This window comes from Acinetobacter sp. TTH0-4, assembly GCF_015602665.1.
Taxonomy (GTDB): domain Bacteria; phylum Pseudomonadota; class Gammaproteobacteria; order Pseudomonadales; family Moraxellaceae; genus Acinetobacter; species Acinetobacter albensis.
Window position 1 is genome coordinate 607906 of sequence record NZ_CP059079.1, and the last position, 20009, is coordinate 627914.

The following is a 20009-nucleotide window of genomic DNA, read 5'->3' on the forward strand; positions in this document are numbered from 1 at the left end:
ATAAGATTCATCGAGAATCATTTGATCTTACCAAGATTTAAAATTGAATGTAGATAAGAATGTATGGGTATTTGTTTCTTGATGTATATAACAACAATCGTAAAACTAAAACTTACGACAAAAATCAGAACAGCAAGGAGATTGGCGCAACATGAATCAAGTGAAAACCGAATGTTGTAGCCTCGCTTGAGACATGGCAAGCACAATGAAATATTCGTAACTGAAGCTATCAAAACACGTCACGCGGAGCATGGACGGATAGAAACGCGATCCCAGTTAGACTTCGAAGATCAAGATTATTTATTGGTTTATGTGCGTGTAAAAATATTGCTGATGCTCAGTAAGTAGGCCGAAACAGCACGTTTGATCTGGATAAAATATAGAAACAGTTTTAAAACGCGCTGGCAAAAAAGTTATTTCTACTCAATGATTGCTAGACTGAGCAGATAGGCTCTAGTATTGAAGACTAAAAGCTAAAAATAAAAGCCGTTATACTGCGACTCAATAGATTGAAGAAGAGCTTAGCATTGAAGCAAAAAATTTTATTGATTACAGGTTGGGGGGGCGGAATTCAGCCACTTGAACCTTTGAAACAAGCATTAGAGCAACGAGGACATGCCGTCGAGCTATGGAATATTTTTAATGTTTTAGACCAACATATTTTACAGCAAAAAGTGGCTCTTGCTCATGGCTTTGATGCGATTGTTGGTTGGTCATTAGGTGGTCAGTTAGCAACACTCTTGGTTGAGCAAATTGAATTAAGATACACCGAGCAAAAAGTTCTCATTAGTTTGGCCTCTAATCCTTGTTTTGTAGCCGATACCACTTGGCAAACTGCAATGAGTTCACTCAATTTTCAACAATTTAAACACTCTTTTGAACAAGATCACATTGCGACCTTAAAGAAATTTGGATATATGATGTGTCAGGGCATGAGTACACTTAAACCAGACTTCCTGACTTTACAAAATTTAATTCAACCTCAGCCAATTCTTTTATTAAAACAGGGTTTAATTTTGTTGGAAAAATTAAATACCGTCAGTATCTTAAAAAAATATGCAGGTCATCAATACCATGTTTTTGCAGAGCAAGATACTTTGGTTGATTACAAGATTATGCAAAAAATTGCTGAATTCGAAGCGAAGTTTTTAAAAGTGACAGGAATTAAAGGTTCACATGCATGTCCATTATTTCAAATGCAGCAAATAACTGACAAAATCTGCCAATATTTACAGGAAATAAATTAAACATCAGGATAAGTGGTAAATATCGCAATTTATTTTTTATCTGTGCAGGTTTAAGATCAAGCACCTAGGTTTTTGCTGCATATACGGAGTTAAGGATGACCGAAACAACTGATCTGGAATTTGATCTTGCGCATATTTGGCATCCTTATACATCTATGACTCAGCCTTTACCTGTGTTTAAGGTAAAGCAAGCATATGGAGCGATTATAGAGTTAGAGGATGGCCGTCAATTAATTGATGGAATGTCCTCTTGGTGGTGTGCCATTCATGGTTATAACCATCCAGAATTAAATCAAGCCGTGACCGAACAATTACAAAAAATGTCACACATCATGTTTGGTGGGTTTACCCATGATCCTGCCATTCAATTGGGAAAATTACTGCTCAAAATAACTCCGCCCAGTTTAGATAAAATTTTTTATGCCGATTCAGGTTCCGTTGCGGTAGAAGTTGCTTTGAAAATGGCAGTGCAGTATTGGGTTTCACTGGGTCAACCGATTAAAACCAATTTTGTCACGCCACGTTCGGGCTATCATGGTGATACATGGAACGCAATGTCGGTTTGTGACCCAGTCACGGGCATGCACCAAATTTTTGGCACAAGCTTGCCCAATCGTTTTTTTGTACCCGCACCTAAAGTGGGATTTTATGAAGAATGGGATCAGTCAGATATTGCCGAATTAGCGCAGATATTAAAATTGCAACACAAGAATATTGCCGGCTTAATTTTAGAACCCATCGTGCAGGGTGCAGGCGGGATGCGGTTTTATCATCCCGAATATTTACGTCAAGCCAAATTGCTCTGTGAAAAGTATCAAGTCTTGTTAATTTTTGATGAAATTGCTACGGGTTTTGGACGCACAGGAAAATTATTTGCTTGGGAACACGCTCAAGTTGAACCTGATATTATGTGTATCGGGAAAGGATTAACGGGCGGCTATATGACGCTTTCTGCAACCTTAACCAGTCAAAAAGTCGCTGAAGCCATCAGTCAGGGTGAAGCCAGTGTGTTTATGCATGGCCCAACGTTTATGGCCAATCCTTTGGCTTGTGCTGTTGCCGTAAAAAGCACCGAGATTTTATTGGCACAAGACTGGCAAGCGACAATTCAACGTATCGAAAAACAATTACAACAGCATTTATTGCCACTCTCTACCCTTAATTATGTGCAAGATGTGCGTATTTTAGGTGCCATTGGTGTGGTAGAGCTGACTTTTAATGTTGATATTAAGACCTTACAACAAGAATTCGTCCAACGAGGGATTTGGATTCGACCGTTTGGAAAATTGGTTTATGTCATGCCACCTTATGTGATCAGTGAAACTGAATTAAACCGTTTATTAGAACAGTTGGTTGAAGTGGTCATACTGATGCAAGAAGGTGTAGCATGAACCTATTAAATAATTATGCGGCCAAGCTAGATGAACTGAAGCAGCAAGGTAATCTGCGTCAATTTACGACCAATATACAGGATGGTCGTAACATTCAGATTAATCAGCAAAGTATGCTTAATCTTTCATCGAATGATTATTTGGGTTTAGGATCAAATCTTCATCTGCGTGAACAATTTTTTGATGAAACACCGAATGAACATCGGATTATGAGTTCTTCATCCTCTCGTTTATTAACAGGAAATTTCCCTGAATATGAGCAATTGGAAAACAGTTTAAGCCATGCCTTTCATGGTCGCGCTGTGCTCTTGTTTAATAGTGGCTATCATATGAATATTGGTATTTTACCTGCATTGAGTGACAGCAAGACATTAATTTTGGCAGATAAATTGGTTCATGCCAGTCTCATTGATGGTATTCGCCTATCTACAGCAAAATATCTGCGCTATCGTCATAATGATTTAAATCATTTGATGCAACAGTTACAGAAATATCATGTCGATGAAAGTTTTGATCGAATTATTGTTGTCACTGAATCGATCTTTAGCATGGATGGTGATGAAACCGATTTATCGGAATTGGTGCGGATTAAACAGCAATTTAATAAAGTGATGTTGTATGTCGACGAAGCACATGCAATAGGCGTGCGCGGCGAGCAAGGTTTAGGCTGTGCTGAACAGTATGATGTGGTAGACGAGATAGATTTTTTGGTTGGAACATTTGGTAAAGCTTTGGCTTCGGTCGGTGGGTATTTGATGTGTCATCCAATTGTCCGTGAATATTTAATCAATGCTATGCGACCACTTATTTTTAGTACTGCGCAGCCACCGATTTGCATGGCATGGACGCATTTCATCTTTCAAAAAGCTTTAAAGCTCAGCACACAGCGTCAACACTTACACGCTATTAGTCAATCTTTACAACATACAATCCAGCATAAAGGTTTTGAATGTCCATCCACTTCACACATTGTGCCTGTGATTATTGGGGATTCACAAAAAACGGTAGAAAAAGCCAAACAGTTGCAGCATGCAGGATTTTATATCATGCCCGTTCGGCCGCCGACCGTACCAAAAAACAGTTCCAGATTACGTATTTGTCTAAATACGCAAATCGATCAGACTGATCTTGATCAGTTAGTTGAAATGCTGTGAGTGTTGTATGTTAAATATTGATAAAACTCAAGTCGCGCAGCGCTTTGCTAAAGCAGGGAAAAGCTATACGGAACATGCAGTCGTTCAAAAAAAGATTTGCCAGCAACTTCTGACCTTGATGTTGAATCATTTGCCTCAGCGGTGTTTTAACCAAACTTTTGAAATGGGTTGTGGTTCAGGCAATCTTAGTCATTTGTTGATGCAAAATTTTGAGATGAAGCACTGTGTATTCAATGATCTTTATCCACAAGTAAAAACGCATTTTTCCAATTTACAAAATATAGAATGGTTAATTGGAGATGTAGAGCAACTCGACTTTCCTCAATCGCTCGATTTGATTACTTCAAGTTCTGCTTTGCAGTGGATGAGCCATATCGAGCATATTTTTAAAAAATGTTCTGAGGCGTTAATACCGGATGCTTATTTTTGTTTTTCAACTTTTGGGCCGCACAATTTAACAGAAATTAAAGCGCTCACACGTCAAGGTTTAAGTTATTTAAATATTGAAGAGATTCAGGAAAAAATGACTGCTCAAAATTTTGAAATATTGCATCTTTCTGAACATATAGAAACTTTGACCTTCCCACATCCTAAGTATATTCTGCAACATTTAAAAGCCACGGGTGTAACTGCCACAGCATCCAAACATCGTTGGACAAAACAATCACTGCAAAAATTTTATCAAGACTATCAGCAATTTTCACAGATCAATCAAGCAGGGGAATGCTTGTATACATTAAGCTATCACCCTATTTACTGTATCGCACGGAGCAAGTTATGACTGCACAAGTTTATTTTATTAGTGGTATTGATACTGGGATTGGTAAAACTTATGCAACAGGTTATTTGGCAAAATTATGGAATCAACAAGGGACGAAAACCATTACCCAAAAATTAATACAAACGGGAAATGTAGATAGATCTGAAGATATTGAGCAGCATCGAGAAATTATGCAGATGGGCTGGTTCCCTGAAGATGAAAGTAAACTGACGATGCCAGAAATTTTTAGTTATCCTGCTTCCCCGCATTTAGCCACTCAAATTGATGGTCGTGAAATTGATTTTCAGAAAATTGCCGATGCAACCCAACAGCTGACCGAAAACTATTCATGCGTTTTGCTTGAAGGTGCAGGTGGTTTAATGGTGCCTTTAACGACAGAGCTACTGACCATTGATTATGTAGCAGAAAAAAAATTTCCTGTGATTTTGGTGAGTTCAGGTCGGCTAGGCAGTATTAACCATACTTTACTGAGTCTGGAAGCGATGAAACAGCGTGGTCTAGATCTTTATGCGCTGGCGTATAACTTAAAGGATGAGTCTCAAGATGCGATTATTTCCAAAGATACGGCTGAATTCTTAAAAAATTATCTGATTAAACATTTTCCAAAGGCAAAATGGATCGATATTCCTGTAATTTAAAAATTCTTTTTATTTAAGGAAAAACTGTTTTGAAAATTAGAAACCATTCATCAGGTGTAAGGTTAATTCGTTCATAGTTTTTAAAATAGATCCTTTTCAGTTTGTATAAAAGACATCTTGTATTGTTTATATCTCATCTTTCAAGCAGTGATGAAGAGCATTTCATGTATTAAACAAGATAATGCGTTTAAAAAATGCCAATCAATATTGAACTGATTGGCATTTAATAAAATAAACTACTTTGATTTAAAACTTTGCATCATTAAAACTTTTTAAAGCCTTTATTTATGCCAAAAGGTTTACGTTGAGCAAATTTGTTTTCACCACGGTTTTCGTTATCCATCGTGTTTCCGTTACGTTCATTCGTTACGCGATGACCACGGTCATCATTACGTTGTTCTGAGCGGTCATTACGTTTGTTAAAATGGCTATTGTTATGGCCATCTGTGCGGACAGCGCGAGCGTTAAAAGGCTTATCGCTACGCGTATTCTCAGCACCAGCTTGACGTGGCTCACGACGTTGTTCGGTTTGTTGAGTTTCACCATCTGTATCACGACGTTGCTGACGTAAGTAACCACCACGACGTGCTGCCATGGGTTTATCTTGCATACGTTCGTTACGGCGTTTTGCCATACCGAAAAGACCTGTGCCCTGACGTGGCTTCAACTCAACCGATTTGGTTAAGTTATCGATATCATTTTTATCAAGTTCTATCCATCGACCCGTACGAAGTTCGCGTGGAAGAATGACTGTACCGTAACGAGTACGCAGTAAGCGGCTGACTTTAAGACCTTGGGATTCAAAAATACGACGTACTTCGCGGTTACGTCCTTCTTTGACTACGACTTGATACCAACGGTTAATGCCTTCACCACCAATCTCAGAGAATGATTCAAATTTGGCCGGACCGTCATCTAGAACTACGCCTTGGGTCATATTTTTTTTGATTTGTGGTGTAACTTCACCCATCACGCGCACGGCATATTCACGTTCAATTTCATTTGAAGGGTGCATTAAACGATTCGCCAATTCACCATCATTTGTGAACAGTAAAAGCCCACTCGAGTTAATGTCTAGACGACCGACCATGACCCAGCGATCACCTGGAATAGAAGGAAGCTGTTCAAATACGGTTGGACGAGATTCTGGATCATTGCGAGAGCAAATTTCACCTTCTGGTTTGTAATAAATCAGAACGCGACGACGAATTTCATCTTCAATCTGGAATTGTACCTTGCGACCATCGATGCGAAGCTCATCAGCAGGTTCAATACGTTCACCCACTTGGGCCACTTTTCCATTGATACTGACACGTCCAGCGGCAATGACTTCTTCCATATAACGGCGAGAACCCAGACCAACGCGTGCAAGCACCTTTTGTAATTTTTCACTCATGACAGCATAACCTTAGAAATTATCATCAACAGTTCACCTATTTATGACTTCGGTGCGTGAGCATCGAGCGCCATAAAAGCTTCCTTGGCATCCTGTAGGGGAGGCAGTTGGCTTAAAGACGCTAGGCCAAATGCATTTAAAAATTGTGGCGTTGTAACTAACAACGCAGGTCTTCCTGGGAGTTCTCTAAAACCAGATTCTTTAATCCAGTTCCAATCAAACAATGATCTTAAAATTTGACTATTGTTTGACACTCCACGAATTTGTTCAATATCTGCTCGAGTTACGGGTTGATGGTAAGCAACAACAGCAAGTGTTTCGAGCAAAGTTGGCGATAAACGAGTTGGTCGTTCTGGCCATACTTGAGTAATGACATTGCGATATTTAGCCCGAACTTGAAAACGGAAACCTTGTGCAGTTTCAATGAGTTCAATCGATCGGCCATGTTGTAGCATTGCCAGTTGTTGTAAAAGTTGACGCAACTCAGATTTGTTGTAAGTATTTTGAAATGCTTCTTTTAAGCGTGCAAGAGAAACAGCTGTCTCACTGGCAAAAATAATAGCTTCAAGTTGCATTAAAATTTCATGCTGATTGTCTGCAACCGACAAAGATAAAACTTGATTATTGTTCATGCTAGCACACCTTGAATGCTAAGAGGTGCTTCAATACCAGTGCTAATGATATTCACTTTTTGCTGACGTGTAAGTTCTAAAATAGCCATGAAGGTCACGACTATACCCATGCGACCTTGACTGGGTTTAAGTAGGTTTTCAAAATGTAATATTTCACCTGAGCGTAAACAACGTTCAATAAAAGCGATCCGTTCTTCAAGTAATACCGGTTCTTGTAAAATTTGATGCGTAATTGGTTCTGGACGATTAAATACACATAATAAAGCATCACGTAACTGAGCAATCTCGTAGCCTTCATTATGATGTGTGCTTTGCCCTAAACTAACATTGGTTGGAAAGGTGTCACGTTCTAATACAGGAATTTGACCTAGACGTTCTGCGGCTTGTTTGACTCTTAAGTAGGTTTCTAAACGATCGATCAATTCTTGTTTAGGATCAGTTTCAAGCGCAGAAATATTTTTTGGTTTTGGAAGCAGTAAACGCGATTTTAAGTCAGCCAATAACGCTGCCATCACCATATAGTCAGCAGTTAACTCGATATTGAGCGACTTCATTGCATCCATGTAAGATAAATATTGAGCTGCAATGGGTGCAATATCAAGCTGTAATAAATCAAAACCATTTTTTTGAATCAGATAAATCAGAAAGTCGAGTGGTCCTTCGAAATGTTCAAGCAGAATTTCGAATGCAGCAGGAGGAATGTATAAATCCTCTGGAAATGATTCTTGCCACTCATCCATAACACGGATGTGTGAAGCTTGCTCCATAGGACTATGGATCGGTTGATTCATTACAGTTATAGGCCACGCGAATTTTCAAAGGCATGAAGATGCTATTTCGGATCAGCTTTCAGGATGGATAAGGGTGATGAGAAAAAGCACAGAATTAATTCGCATAGTCTAAAGGAAAATGTACTTCAAATAAATTGGCAAATTCAATAAAACGACGAAAAACCTAAAATAAATAGGGAATATTTATTGAGACAACAACAATCAGCAAAATGTTATTGTTAAATATATCTTTTCTAGTATAAAAGAAAATTTTTGTGCAAAATAAAATGAATGAAATATTTTGTGATTAGATATGAAGCATTATCAAAAAGTACAAGAAAATGAATATGGTCAAATTGTGGGTGTTCCTGTATCTAATTCTTTACCCGTCCATCTCTTAGTCGAAAATCTATATGGAAAGGATGTCACATTACATTATTTGTCAGCAACGACACTCAATGAAGAGCGTGTTCAACAAATTTGGCAGTGTGTAAAAACGGAAGAGGATCGTGGTTGTTGGACATATTTACCGTATTCAAATTTTGAGAGTGCTGAAGAACTACACATTGCTTTAGAAGACTATTTTGGCTTTAAGGGAACTGTGCATTATTTAATTGAAGTCAATCATATGATTGTTGGTTGGATTGGCTTGATTAATGAACGTTCCGCGCATCGTGCTATTGAAGTTGGAAATGTTTATTTTTCACATCAAATGAAGCAGTCAACTGCATCAACCGAAGTGATTTATCTATTATTGAAAACATGTTTTGAGCAGGGCTTTCGGCGTGTGGAATGGAAGTGTGATGAATTAAATCAACCGTCGAAACGCGCAGCTTTACGTTTTGGCTTCCAGTATGAAGGAACTTTTCGTCAAGATCGGATAGCGAAAGGTCGAAATCGCAATACGGCATGGTTTTCCATTTTAGATGAAGAATGGTCAAGCTTAGAAACGGTATATCAACAGTGGTTAAGTCCTGAAAATTTTGATATGGATGGTAAACAGAAGAAACGCTTAAGTGATTTAACCACTCAAGTAGTAAAATAATTTAAAAAGTTCCCCTGAGTATTTGAATAAACAAACAGGGCAAGATGGCGTGATTTTAATGATTACTGGATTATTTGGAGCATTGCATAACATGTCTGTAATTGGTTCTACAGTATTCAACAACGTAAAATAAAGCGCTTATTCAAAAGCGCTTACATCACCCACACCGCGACGAATGACTTCAGGATGCTCACCAGATAAATCGACAATGCTGGTGGTACTTAACGTACCTAGTCCACCATCGATAAAAACATCTATCCGTTTGCCCAGTTCCATCTCAATTTCATAAGGATCGTCTAAAGGGTCTTGCTGATGGGGAAGAATCAGCGTACTTGTGAGTAAAGGCTCATCTAATTCACTTAATAACATTCGACAAATTGGATTGCTTGGAATACGTAAACCAATGGTTTTCTTTTTCGGATGCATTAAACGTTTAGGCACTTCACTGGTTGCAGGTAAAATGAAAGTGGTTACCGCAGGGGTATTGCTTTTAAGTAAGCGATACATGGCATTGTCGACTTTGGCATAAGTTGCAATATCTGATAAATCGCAACACAAAATAGCATATTGATGTTTTGGACCTAAACCACGAATTTGTGAAATACGCTCCATGGCATTTTTATTACCGATTTGACAACCAATTGCATAAGCGGCATCGGTGGGGTAGACCACCACATCGCCTGCTCGGATACGTTCTACTGCTTGGCTGATTAAACGAGGTTGAGGATTATCAGGATGTATTCTTAGATGCAGCATATTATTTTCTCCCGATGTTTATTAAGTATTATCTACTGAGTTTACAAAGTCTTGCATTGAAGCTGTGATGGGTTTATGTAATTCAATCCAACATTTCGCGTTGAAACTCATCACTTTGTAATGTTTTGCCACCTCTGATACAGCTACAGATACACCGAATAAAATATGCAGTATCACGTGGAAGTTGAGCTTCACCTTTAAAATATTGTTGAACTTGAGCATAAACATGGTCTTTAAAATGACTGCCATTGCCACCATCGCCCGTTAAATTATCTAAAGAAACCTGAAATTTTCGACCAAATGCTTTGGAATAGAGCCATTCAATTGCTTGCGGTTTAATTTCGACCTGTTCAAATAAAGCTTGTTGTTCCGCCGTTCGACCGTCGGGTGCATACCAATAACCTAAGTCTGGTAACAGACGCCTTTGATCGCCAGCAATGCTCCAATGACTGATTTCATGCAGAGCACTATTAAAGAAGCCATGGGCAAATTGAATTCGGGCGGGATGATCTGATGTTGCAGGAAAATATTCAGGTTCACAATCTCCACGCACAAGCATCACATTTAGGTGGGAAAACCAGTGATTAAAGTGTAGTATAAGCCAATCGACTTGTTGAACTTCTGTTTGTAGATTAGCCCATGATAAAAGTTGCACATGGTCTAAACACGCTGCAAAATTTGGGGTTGAATGAGTGGTTAAATGTAATGAAGTGGTGACTTCAGGTTGCGGCTGCAACTGATGCATGACTTGTATTACCCAAATGATCTGTCTAAATAAGTACAAAATTGTATCTTAATCTTTGACAGAGTACCCATGAATTTGTAGAATTGCCGCCTTAATTATGTCAGCAAATACCTTTCCGGCACAGATTGAGCCGTTTAAATGGGCTGAGCAAGGCTTTACATGGTCAGGTACCCTGCCATTGTCTCGCTTTGTTCGCATTTCCCGTGAAGCTGTTGGATCAATTGATCATCAATTGATTAACATAGACTGTAAGCTATCAATGGATGCGTATCATCGTATCGTATGGTTAAGTGGTCATGTTGAAACGAAAGTTCCAATGGAGTGTCAACGTTGTCTAAACAGTGTTGAAATTCCGCTCGTTTCAGACTTTCATTTAGCGCTTGTGGATGATGAATCACTGATAGAGCGCTTGGATGAGGATGCTGATTTCATTGTCTTAGGTGAAAGTGAAGCAACGACAAAAGGTAGCATTGATGCGCCTGCGTCGGCTGATTTACTCGCACTGATAGAAGATGAGTTGTTATTGTTGATGCCTTTGTCGCCCAAACATGATGTTTGTAGACATAAGCACCAACCTGCCGATGAGGAGATTGTCGAAGAAAAACGGGATAATCCGTTTGATGTTTTGGCAAATCTGAAGGGTAAACTTAACTAATTTTTGTGTTATACTGTTAAGTATAAGACAACTGAATTTGTTCTGATCCATTTTTTCGATCTTTGTAAGGAGCCATCATGGCCGTTCAGCAAAACCGTAAAAGTCGCTCTCGCCGTGACATGCGCCGTTCACATGACGCTTTAACCGAGAATGCATTAACTGTAGACCAAGCTACTGGTGAGACACATCGTCGTCACCATGTATCTAAAGATGGTATCTACCGTGGTCGTCAATTATTCGCTAAAGCATCTGCTGAATAATTGATGAAGCATTAGGCTTAAAGCTTAGTGAAAAAAATGGGAGCGAAAGCTCCCTTTTTTTATTGCTGTTTTTTGTTGTATTTGGCAATTACCAAAACAAAAATTAAGTGTTAAATTTCGCTCCATAAACGAGCTTAGGTTCATGAAAGGATTTTTATATGTCGTCTAAACGACTCGAGCAAGCTGCTCAAGCGACGAAAACTGCATTTGTTTTTCCTGGTCAAGGTTCGCAAAAAGCGGGAATGTTAGCTGAACTCGCAGAACAATTTAGCACTGTGACTGATACTTTTGCTGAAGCATCTGAAGCGATTGGTTTTGATTTGTGGCAGATTGCGCAAAGCGGTGAAGGTTTAAACCAAACAGAATTTACACAACCTGTATTGCTGACTGCAAGTATCGCGTTATGGCGGGTGTGGTTAGAATTAGGTGGTGTTGCACCTAAATATCTTGCTGGTCATTCGCTAGGTGAATACAGTGCATTGGTAGCTGCTGGCGCGATGAGTCTAGGTGATGCAGTTAAGCTGGTTAATTTGCGTGGAAAACTCATGCAAGATGCTGTTCCACAGGGGCAGGGTGCCATGGCCGCTATTTTAGGCTTAGATGATGAGCAGGTTATTGCGTTGTGCGCGCAGATCAGTGCACAAGGTGCAGGCTCAGTAGATGCGGCTAACTATAATGCACAAGGTCAAGTGGTGATTGCTGGTGAAAAAGCGGCAGTTGAAGCAGTCATGGCTTTGGCGAAAGAAAACAGCGGCAAGGCAATTGCCTTACCCGTTTCAGTGCCTTCACATTGTGGATTGATGAAACCAGCTGCTGAAAAGTTTGCGCAAGCTTTGGAACAAACGGCCATTGAGCTGCCAAACCTCTCTGTAATACAAAATGTAAATGCAGAAATTGCAACAGATGTAGCAGCATTGCGTCAGGCATTGACCGCACAATTATATCAATCTGTGCAATGGACCAAGACCATGCAGTACCTTCAATATCAAGGGGTACAATATATCGTAGAGTGTGGTCCAGGTAATGTACTTGCTAATCTTGCAAAGCGTTTACCACATATCGAAAAAGCATTGCCACTGGACAGCAAAAGCCGTCTTGAAGATGCATTAAATACCATTTTGGTGGCTGAAGGGAAAATCGCATGACACAACAAGAACGCAAAGTTGCCTTAGTGACAGGTGCGAGCCGAGGAATTGGTGCAGCCATTGCTCAGCAACTTATTTTAGATGGTTATTTTGTTGTCGGTACAGCAACATCTGAGGCAGGCGCAGAAAAATTATCTGTAGCATTTGCTGAAAATGGTGCAGGCAAAATCTTAGATGTGCGTGATGGCACAGCCATTGATGCATTGGTAACCGAAATTGAGCAGCAATATGGCCCTGTTTTAGCACTGGTCAATAATGCAGGGATTACCAAAGATAATTTGTTACTTCGTATGTCTGAAGATGACTGGGATGATATTCTCAACATTCATTTGAAAGCCGTTTACCGCTTATCTAAACGTGTTTTAAAAGGCATGACGAAAGCACGTTTTGGTCGCATTATTAATATTAGTTCTGTGGTTGCACATTTTGCAAATCCAGGTCAGGCGAACTATTCTGCAGCGAAAGCAGGAATGGAAGCTTTTGGTCGTAGTCTTGCAAAAGAGATGGGCAGTCGTCAAATTACGGTAAACGCAGTTGCGCCAGGTTTTATTTCAACTGAAATGACTGAGCAATTGAGTGAAGAAATTCGCAAGAAAATGAGTGATCAAGTGGCTTTGAACCGTTTAGGTGATCCACAAGATATCGCAAATGCAGTGAGCTTTTTAGCTAGCGAGAAAGCAAGTTACATCACTGGTACTGTTTTACATGTGAATGGCGGTTTATATATGAGCTAAGCTCAAGTATAAAACTTTCCAAAAACAAGATATTCAATTAAACTAACGGCATTAAAAACGCCACAAGCAATGAGGAGAACTCCTGTGAGCGATATCGAACTACGTATCAAACAAGCGGTTGCAGAACAACTTGGTCTTAAAGCTGAAGAGATTAAAAACGAAGCATCTTTTATGGATGACTTAGGTGCTGACTCTTTAGACTTGGTTGAGCTTGTTATGTCTTTCGAAAATGATTTCGACATCACTATCCCTGATGAAGATTCTAACGAAATCACAACTGTACAATCTGCAATTGACTATGTTTCTAAGAAACTAGGTTAATTGTTGTTTCAGCCTAGCTGAAAAAAAAGCCACCTTTTGGGTGGCTTTTTTATGTCTCATGTTTTGACAAATATCAAATGGATCAGTTAAAAATTTTCTAATCAAGCTTGAAAGATCATAAAATAGCACTCTATCACTGAGAATAAATTTAAAGTGAAGAGTGCTATACATTCAGGCATCGTGTGATGGTAATTTAGTTTTCATCACGTTCAACATGCACTGGCTGAACATCCATCTCTTGATAGGGGATAAGTTTAGTCTTATATTTCCATTTATAACCGAGCCAAATCAACAAAAATAGTGGGATGCTGATATAGGTTGAAAGTAGACCTAGCCAATTAATTTTTCCACCCATTAAGGCTTCGTAATTTTGACCTAGAATAATGATAGAACAAAGAATAAAAGCAAACCACGGTGCAAAAGGGAAGAATTTGGCGGTATAGGCTAAATCTTGAAGCTTATAACCTTGGGCCAAATAGCCTTTGCGAAAACGATAGTGTGAAATTGCAATGCCGAGCCAAACAATAAATCCACACATGCCTGACATATTCAGCAACCAGTTAAATACTTCTTTTTCACCAATAAAAGTGGTTAAGAAACATAATGCAGCAATGGCTGTGGTTGCATAAAGCGCATTCATTGGTACGCCGCGTGGGTCTAACTTAGCAAACCATCTCGGTGCACGACCTTCACGTGCCATATCAAATAACATACGAGTAGATGAATACATGCCCGAATTACCTGCCGATAGAATGGCCGTTAAAATGACGGCATTCATTAAGCTTGCTGCAAACGCAAACCCTGCTTTTTCATACAGAAGGGTAAAGGGTGAAAGAGTAATATTATCGCTGGCTGCTGCCTGTAAGAGGCGCGGATCATCATAAGCCACTAAAGTGCCAATAATAAAAATACAGACAATATAAAATAATAAAATACGCCAGAAAATTTGTTTGATGGCAATAGGAATAGTCTTTTTCGGATCTTTTGATTCACCCGCAGCAACACCCACCATTTCGGTGCCTTGGAATGAGAATCCAGCAATCATGGCGACACCAATCATGGCTTGTAAGCCACCGACAAATGGCGCATCACCTTTAGTCCAGTTAGAAAAAGTGACCAGATTGGGTGTGAGCATGATTTTTGCAATCATGGCGATACCAATAATAATAAACACAATAATGGCAATGACTTTAACCAATGAAAAGAAAAATTCAGTTTCACCAAAGCCTTTGACAGTCAGGGCATTGATCGCAAAAATTACGCCAAGAAACAGCGCACTCCAATAAAATCCGGGAATATCTGGAAACCAGAATTTCATAATAAATTGAACCGCGACCAGTTCAAAGGCAACGGTAATGGCCCAGTTATACCAATAGTTCCAACCCAAGGCGAAACCAAAACCACCTTCAACATATTTTGTACCATAGGTAAAAAATGCGCCTGAAGTGGGATTATGCGTAGCCAGTTCGCCCAAACTCGTCATTAAGAAATAAATCATTACGCCAATCAGGACATAGGCAAGTAATGCACCTCCAGGACCTGCATTGGCAATGGTCGCACCCGAAGCCAAGAATAAACCTGTACCAATGGAGCCGCCAATGGCAATCATATTGAGATGGCGAGCACCCAGCTTACGCTGTAGCTGCATCGTTTGACCTGTATCGCTCATCAATATTCCTTAAGATTTCTTTTGTGTATGGGCGAACAGTACTTTAAAACCTTGCTGATCGGCTTTTGTAGTACATTGACCAAAATTTTGTTCGATTAAAGCGGGATAATTGAGAAAGCGGTTGGATACCATCCACAATTCACCACCTGATTTTAAATGACGACGTGCAGTTTTACATAAGTTTTCACTGACATTGTAGTCGGTGTGAATACCTTGATGAAATGGTGGATTACTGACAATCGCATGTAAAAACAGGGGAGCATCTTCAATACCAGTCACCGCAGTAATTTCCAGTTGCTCTGGTGAAAGATTATTTTTCTCAAATGTCATTTTGGTCGAGGCCAAAGCAAAGGCATCGACATCCATCGCAAAAATTCGATTTTTGGGATTTAATTTCGCCAAATAAGCACTGATTACACCCGCACCACAACCAAAGTCAGCAATTTTACCCGATGTCACTTGAGATAAAAAAGGCAGTAAAACAGCCGTGCCAATATCTAAGCGGTTTTGACTAAACACTCCCGGTAGTGCACAAATCGTGAGCTCACCATGAGGTGTTTGTACTGGATAATATTGTGCCCAATCTTCGAGTTTTTTCGCTGTCACCGTGGCTTTAACAGTCATTTGCCACATCTGACAATGACGCGCACTATCGAGTTTGCTGGCTTGGCCAAAAGGTAGAAGTTGTTTTGCAGCACGTTCTACGCCGCCTTTTTTTTCACCAACTAAGAAAACTGAATCACCTGCTTTTAGACGAGTCACTACACTGTGGAGTAAGTAGTTTAAAAGTTCTTTTGATTTCGGTACGAATATAATCGCTTGATCGAAATCGTTTTCTGGCAAGTTTACGCCAAAATGCACATTGGATTGTTGTGCTTGAAAATATTGGAATTCATTAAAATTCCATGTCCATAAAGACGCAGTAATCTCTGGGTCTAAATGGGATACTAGCTCATCTGTCGGTGCATTGACCAAAAGTACTCGCCCAGAAAGATATTCGTGTTGTCGAATGACAACCTCACTTCTTGGATCCATTTTTTATCTCGCCATTGAAAAACTCTGCCCAGACAATGCTGGGCAGAGTTGATGCTGAAATGAAATTATTTCTTCGACTCTGGAAGAATAATATTTAATAACAATGCTGCAATACCGCCTGTCGCGACACCTGAGCTGAAAATATTACGGAATAGTTCAGGTAAATGTTCCAAAATTTGTGGAACTTGTGCAACGCCTAAACCTAGACCGAGAGAAATGGCAATAATCAATAAAGCGCGACGGTCTAATGCTACACCTGAAAGAATATTAATCCCAGAGGCAGCCACAGCACCAAACATCACCATAACAGCACCACCGAGTACAGCTTGTGGAACAGCTTGAATAATACCTGCAACAGCGGGGAATAAACCTAAAATGACTAAAAGTACAGCAATCCAGATTCCAACATAGCGACTGGCGACACCTGTCAGTTGAATCACACCATTATTTTGGGCGAAAACTGAACTAGGGAAGGTGTTAAAAATACCTGCTAAAAAAGAATTTGCACCATTCACCAACACGCCACCTTTAATACGCTGCATCCATGTTGGACCATCTACAGGCTGGTTAGAGAGTTTAGAAGTTGCCGTAATATCCCCAATGGCTTCTAAAGAGGTGACCAGATAAATAAATGCCATCGGAATAAATAAGCTCCAAGAGAAACTTAAACCAAAGTGCATCGGTGTTGGGACTTGAATAAGCGGAGCATCTTTTAAACCTGAAAAATCTAGATGCCCCATAAAACCTGCTAATGCATAACCAATAATCAGGGCAATTAAGATCGCTGAGCTTTTGACCCAGGTAATACGGATACGATTTAAAATAATAATAATCGCCAGTACTGTGCATGACATGATTAAGTTATCACTATTGGCGAATGTTTTATCGCCCATGGCTTGATAACCGCCACCCATACTGATTAAACCTTCTTTAATTAAGGTTAAACCAATGAGTAGAACGACAATACCAGTCACTAAAGGGGTAATAAGTTTTTTAATCCAAGGTAAAATTTGCGATACGCCCATTTCAATAAATGAACCTGCAATTACTACCCCGAAAATAGAGGCCATAACAGCTTCAACAGGCGTGCCCGCAGCGACCATGGCTGAACCAATGCCAATAATAGGACCAATAAAATTAAAACTGGTACCTTGTACAATGAGTAAGCCTGCACCAAAAGGGCCGACTTTTTTACATTGTAGAAAAGTGGCGATTCCCGAAATGACCAATGACATGGATAAAATCATGTTGGTATCTTGTTTTGAAACGCCTAAAGCCAAACAAATCAATAAGCCAGGAGTAACAATTGGCACAATAATGGCCAGTAGGTGTTGTAGAGCCGCTAAAAAAGCGATAAATGGTTGAGGGCGATCATCTAATCCGTAAACCAGATCGAGATCATCTTTTTGCGCGGGAGAGTTTTTTAAATCAGACATTTGAGAAAGGTACAGCAGCAATTTGGCGTTATTCTAATCGAGTTACAGGACATTACAAACTGAAAAAACTCCGTTTTGTCAAAAAAACTTGTAACTGTCAATAAACTGTCACTACTAAAAGTGAGTATTTTTCTGTATAATTTGCCCTCAGATTTCAAGCATATCGAATATTTAAATGTCAGATATTAAAACTCTCCGCAACATCGCAATTATTGCGCACGTTGACCATGGTAAAACCACTCTTGTAGATAAACTTTTGCAACAATCAGGTGCTCTCGGTGATCGCGCGGGTGAGATTGAACGTGTAATGGATTCAAATGCCTTAGAGTCAGAACGAGGTATTACCATTCTTGCGAAAAATACTGCAATTAAATGGTTAGATAAACGTACAGATACTGAATACCGTATTAACATCGTCGACACCCCAGGACATGCTGACTTCGGTGGTGAAGTTGAACGTGTAATGTCGATGGTTGACTGTGTACTTCTTCTTGTTGACTCACAAGATGGTCCAATGCCACAAACTCGCTTTGTAACGTCTAAAGCGTTTGCTCGTGGTTTAAAACCAATCGTTGTATTAAACAAAGTTGACCGTCCAGGCGCGCGTCCGGATTGGGTAATGGATCAAGTATTTGATTTGTTCGATAACCTTGGTGCAACGGATGAGCAGTTAGACTTCCCAGTAGTTTATGCTTCAGGCTTAAACGGTATTGCTGGTCTTGAAGTAGATAACTTGGCGCCAGACATGACGCCATTGTTTGAAACAATTGTAGACATCGTTGAACCACCTAAAGTTGATGTTGATGGTGCGTTCCAAATGCAAATCTCATCTCTTGACTATAATAGTTTCGTAGGTGTAATCGGGATTGGTCGTATTCAACGTGGTTCTGTGAAAACAAATACCCAAGTGACTGTGATCGATAAAGAAGGCAAAACACGTAACGGCCGTATCTTAAAAATCATGGGTTACCATGGTCTTGACCGTGTAGACGTTGAAGATGCATCTGCGGGTGATATCGTATGTATTACTGGTTTGGATGCTCTTAACATTTCTGACACCATTTGTGATCCGAAAAATGTTGAAGCAATGCCACCATTGTCTGTAGACGAACCTACAGTTTCGATGACATTCCAAGTCAACAACTCACCGTTTGCTGGTCGTGAAGGTAAATTTGTAACTTCGCGTAACATTCGTGAACGTCTTGATCGTGAATTGATTCATAACGTAGCTTTACGTGTTGAAGATACTGATTCTCCAGACCGTTTTAAAGTTTCTGGTCGTGGTGAACTTCACCTTTCTGTTTTGATCGAAACAATGCGTCGTGAAGGCTTCGAGATGGGTGTTTCTCGTCCAGAAGTAATCATGAAAGAAATTGATGGTGAAATCCAAGAGCCGTATGAAAATGTAACTTTTGACGTTGAAGAACAACATCAAGGTTCAATCATGGAGCAAATGGGCTTCCGTAAAGGCGAAATGACCAATATGGAGCTTGACGGCAAAGGCCGTATCCGTATTGAAGCAACTGTTCCTTCACGTGGCTTAATCGGTTTCCGTTCTGAATTCTTAACCATTACTTCTGGTACTGGTATTATGACTTCAAGCTTCTCTCATTATGGTAAAGCGAAAGCGGGTACTGTAGCGAAGCGTCAAAACGGTGTACTTATTTCAATGGTGAACGGTACTTGCTTAGCGTTTGCATTGTTCACTTTACAAGACCGTGGTCGTCTATTTGCTGAACCGCAGTTAGAAGTATATGAAGGCATGATCGTGGGTATGAACTCACGTTCTGACGACATGACGGTGAACCCAACTAAAGCGAAACAGTTAACCAATATGCGTGCATCTGGTACAGATGAAGCATTAACGTTAACCCCAGCAATTCGTTTCACGCTTGAACAAGCGCTTGAATTCATCGAAGATGACGAATTAGTTGAAGTTACACCAAAGTCAGTTCGTATTCGTAAACGTTGGTTGACTGAAAATGATCGTAAACGTAACCGTGGTAAATAATTTTTTAAATTATTAACGATAAACGTTTTGTATCAGAAGTGCCGTCAAAAATTGACGGCACTTTTTGTTTAAAATTCGCAATTTAATATATTTAATACAGGCCATTTCAAGTAGATTATAATGGATTTTGTGCTGTGCCGAACTTATAAGAGCGCAGTCGGGTGTGTTAAGTATCTTAATAAAGAAAA

At 39.7% G+C, this 20009-nt stretch carries 19 protein-coding genes and 1 pseudogene; 12 read left to right on the forward strand and 8 right to left on the reverse strand.

Annotated features, from left to right (window positions below; genetic code table 11):
• The first annotated feature begins 527 nt into the window (after window positions 1–527).
• The 5 genes from H0S58_RS02885 to bioD all read left to right on the forward strand — a co-directional run bounded on the left by H0S58_RS02885 (window position 528) and on the right by bioD (window position 5211).
• Window positions 528–1247 (forward strand): hydrolase, encoded by a 720-nt coding sequence (locus tag H0S58_RS02885; RefSeq protein WP_195727091.1) that lies wholly within the window; start codon window positions 528–530, stop codon window positions 1245–1247.
• 95 nt (window positions 1248–1342) lie between these two features.
• Window positions 1343–2638 (forward strand): adenosylmethionine--8-amino-7-oxononanoate transaminase, encoded by a 1296-nt coding sequence (gene bioA, locus H0S58_RS02890; RefSeq protein WP_195727092.1) that lies wholly within the window; start codon window positions 1343–1345, stop codon window positions 2636–2638.
• On the forward strand, window positions 2635–3792 hold the full coding sequence (locus tag H0S58_RS02895) for an 8-amino-7-oxononanoate synthase (protein WP_195727093.1): 1158 nt from the start codon (window positions 2635–2637) through the stop codon (window positions 3790–3792). The genes bioA and H0S58_RS02895 overlap by 4 nt, the downstream gene beginning before the upstream one ends.
• 7 nt (window positions 3793–3799) lie before the next feature.
• Window positions 3800–4573: a malonyl-ACP O-methyltransferase BioC gene (gene bioC / locus H0S58_RS02900; protein WP_195727094.1), complete on the forward strand. Its 774-nt coding sequence runs from the start codon at window positions 3800–3802 to the stop codon at window positions 4571–4573.
• The gene (gene bioD, locus H0S58_RS02905) at window positions 4570–5211 is read left to right on the forward strand and encodes a dethiobiotin synthase (protein WP_195727095.1); all 642 of its coding nucleotides are present in this window, start codon (window positions 4570–4572) and stop codon (window positions 5209–5211) included. Before bioC ends, bioD begins: the two co-directional genes overlap by 4 nt.
• 538 nt (window positions 5212–5749) lie before the next feature.
• Here the strand turns inward: bioD and rluB are convergent.
• The 3 genes and pseudogenes from rluB to H0S58_RS02920 form a co-directional block, all read right to left on the reverse strand.
• Window positions 5750–6607, reverse strand: a pseudogene (rluB, locus tag H0S58_RS02910) (23S rRNA pseudouridine(2605) synthase RluB); the annotation flags it as partial.
• A gap of 41 nt (window positions 6608–6648) precedes the next feature.
• The gene (gene scpB, locus H0S58_RS02915; RefSeq protein WP_092720959.1) at window positions 6649–7239 is read right to left on the reverse strand and encodes an SMC-Scp complex subunit ScpB; all 591 of its coding nucleotides are present in this window, start codon (window positions 7237–7239) and stop codon (window positions 6649–6651) included.
• The gene (locus tag H0S58_RS02920) at window positions 7236–8030 is read right to left on the reverse strand and encodes a segregation and condensation protein A (protein ID WP_092720960.1); all 795 of its coding nucleotides are present in this window, start codon (window positions 8028–8030) and stop codon (window positions 7236–7238) included. The genes scpB and H0S58_RS02920 overlap by 4 nt, the downstream gene beginning before the upstream one ends.
• Window positions 8031–8322: 292 nt before the next feature.
• On the opposite strand from H0S58_RS02920, the gene H0S58_RS02925 reads away from it, so the two are divergent.
• Entirely contained in the window at window positions 8323–9054 is a 732-nt protein-coding gene (locus H0S58_RS02925; RefSeq protein WP_195727096.1) for a GNAT family N-acetyltransferase, read from the forward strand.
• Window positions 9055–9192: 138 nt separating this feature from the next.
• Here the strand turns inward: H0S58_RS02925 and H0S58_RS02930 are convergent, their stop codons facing one another.
• Complete coding sequence (locus H0S58_RS02930) at window positions 9193–9810, reverse strand: L-threonylcarbamoyladenylate synthase (protein ID WP_053578618.1); 618 nt, start codon at window positions 9808–9810, stop codon at window positions 9193–9195.
• An 82-nt stretch (window positions 9811–9892) separates the two neighbouring features.
• Window positions 9893–10555 (reverse strand): elongation factor P hydroxylase, encoded by a 663-nt coding sequence (locus H0S58_RS02935; RefSeq protein ID WP_195727097.1) that lies wholly within the window; start codon window positions 10553–10555, stop codon window positions 9893–9895.
• 97 nt (window positions 10556–10652) lie between these two features.
• On the opposite strand from H0S58_RS02935, the gene H0S58_RS02940 reads away from it, so the two are divergent.
• The 5 genes from H0S58_RS02940 to acpP all read left to right on the forward strand — a co-directional run bounded on the left by H0S58_RS02940 (window position 10653) and on the right by acpP (window position 13670).
• Window positions 10653–11210, forward strand: coding sequence for a YceD family protein (locus H0S58_RS02940; RefSeq protein WP_053578616.1), 558 nt, complete (start codon window positions 10653–10655; stop codon window positions 11208–11210).
• Between the two features lie 77 nt (window positions 11211–11287).
• Entirely contained in the window at window positions 11288–11470 is a 183-nt protein-coding gene (gene rpmF / locus H0S58_RS02945) for a 50S ribosomal protein L32 (RefSeq protein WP_004279227.1), read from the forward strand.
• A gap of 158 nt (window positions 11471–11628) precedes the next feature.
• Window positions 11629–12615 carry an ACP S-malonyltransferase gene (fabD, locus tag H0S58_RS02950; RefSeq protein ID WP_195727098.1) on the forward strand — a complete coding sequence of 329 codons (987 nt, stop codon included), beginning with the start codon at window positions 11629–11631 and terminating at the stop codon, window positions 12613–12615.
• On the forward strand, window positions 12612–13349 hold the full coding sequence (gene fabG, locus H0S58_RS02955) for a 3-oxoacyl-ACP reductase FabG (RefSeq protein ID WP_195727099.1): 738 nt from the start codon (window positions 12612–12614) through the stop codon (window positions 13347–13349). Before fabD ends, fabG begins: the two co-directional genes overlap by 4 nt.
• Before the next feature lie 84 nt (window positions 13350–13433).
• Entirely contained in the window at window positions 13434–13670 is a 237-nt protein-coding gene (gene acpP / locus H0S58_RS02960; protein WP_004651013.1) for an acyl carrier protein, read from the forward strand.
• A 193-nt stretch (window positions 13671–13863) separates the two neighbouring features.
• Here acpP and H0S58_RS02965 read toward each other — a convergent pair whose 3' ends face one another.
• The 3 genes from H0S58_RS02965 to H0S58_RS02975 all read right to left on the reverse strand — a co-directional run bounded on the left by H0S58_RS02965 (window position 13864) and on the right by H0S58_RS02975 (window position 17810).
• Window positions 13864–15339 carry an amino acid permease gene (locus H0S58_RS02965; RefSeq protein ID WP_195727100.1) on the reverse strand — a complete coding sequence of 492 codons (1476 nt, stop codon included), beginning with the start codon at window positions 15337–15339 and terminating at the stop codon, window positions 13864–13866.
• A 9-nt stretch (window positions 15340–15348) separates the two neighbouring features.
• Window positions 15349–16374, reverse strand: coding sequence for a class I SAM-dependent methyltransferase (locus H0S58_RS02970; protein WP_195727101.1), 1026 nt, complete (start codon window positions 16372–16374; stop codon window positions 15349–15351).
• A gap of 65 nt (window positions 16375–16439) precedes the next feature.
• Entirely contained in the window at window positions 16440–17810 is a 1371-nt protein-coding gene (locus H0S58_RS02975; protein ID WP_092720967.1) for a uracil-xanthine permease family protein, read from the reverse strand.
• A 175-nt stretch (window positions 17811–17985) separates the two neighbouring features.
• Between H0S58_RS02975 and typA the strand changes: the two genes are divergently transcribed.
• Window positions 17986–19821, forward strand: coding sequence for a translational GTPase TypA (gene typA, locus H0S58_RS02980; RefSeq protein ID WP_053578610.1), 1836 nt, complete (start codon window positions 17986–17988; stop codon window positions 19819–19821).
• Window positions 19822–20009 lie beyond the last annotated feature (188 nt).

Coding starts and splice junctions, on each gene's coding strand:
- H0S58_RS02935 (WP_195727097.1), bottom strand. CDS start 10,555: ATGCATCAGTTGCAGCCGCAACCTGAAGTCACCACTTCATTACATTTA.
- H0S58_RS02940 (WP_053578616.1), top strand. CDS start 10,653: ATGTCAGCAAATACCTTTCCGGCACAGATTGAGCCGTTTAAATGGGCT.
- bioA (WP_195727092.1), top strand. CDS start 1,343: ATGACCGAAACAACTGATCTGGAATTTGATCTTGCGCATATTTGGCAT.
- rpmF (WP_004279227.1), top strand. CDS start 11,288: ATGGCCGTTCAGCAAAACCGTAAAAGTCGCTCTCGCCGTGACATGCGC.
- H0S58_RS02975 (WP_092720967.1), bottom strand. CDS start 17,810: ATGTCTGATTTAAAAAACTCTCCCGCGCAAAAAGATGATCTCGATCTG.
- H0S58_RS02970 (WP_195727101.1), bottom strand. CDS start 16,374: ATGGATCCAAGAAGTGAGGTTGTCATTCGACAACACGAATATCTTTCT.
- bioC (WP_195727094.1), top strand. CDS start 3,800: ATGTTAAATATTGATAAAACTCAAGTCGCGCAGCGCTTTGCTAAAGCA.
- H0S58_RS02895 (WP_195727093.1), top strand. CDS start 2,635: ATGAACCTATTAAATAATTATGCGGCCAAGCTAGATGAACTGAAGCAG.
- bioD (WP_195727095.1), top strand. CDS start 4,570: ATGACTGCACAAGTTTATTTTATTAGTGGTATTGATACTGGGATTGGT.
- H0S58_RS02925 (WP_195727096.1), top strand. CDS start 8,323: ATGAAGCATTATCAAAAAGTACAAGAAAATGAATATGGTCAAATTGTG.
- fabG (WP_195727099.1), top strand. CDS start 12,612: ATGACACAACAAGAACGCAAAGTTGCCTTAGTGACAGGTGCGAGCCGA.
- H0S58_RS02965 (WP_195727100.1), bottom strand. CDS start 15,339: ATGAGCGATACAGGTCAAACGATGCAGCTACAGCGTAAGCTGGGTGCT.
- scpB (WP_092720959.1), bottom strand. CDS start 7,239: ATGAACAATAATCAAGTTTTATCTTTGTCGGTTGCAGACAATCAGCAT.
- H0S58_RS02930 (WP_053578618.1), bottom strand. CDS start 9,810: ATGCTGCATCTAAGAATACATCCTGATAATCCTCAACCTCGTTTAATC.
- fabD (WP_195727098.1), top strand. CDS start 11,629: ATGTCGTCTAAACGACTCGAGCAAGCTGCTCAAGCGACGAAAACTGCA.
- H0S58_RS02920 (WP_092720960.1), bottom strand. CDS start 8,030: ATGAATCAACCGATCCATAGTCCTATGGAGCAAGCTTCACACATCCGT.
- typA (WP_053578610.1), top strand. CDS start 17,986: ATGTCAGATATTAAAACTCTCCGCAACATCGCAATTATTGCGCACGTT.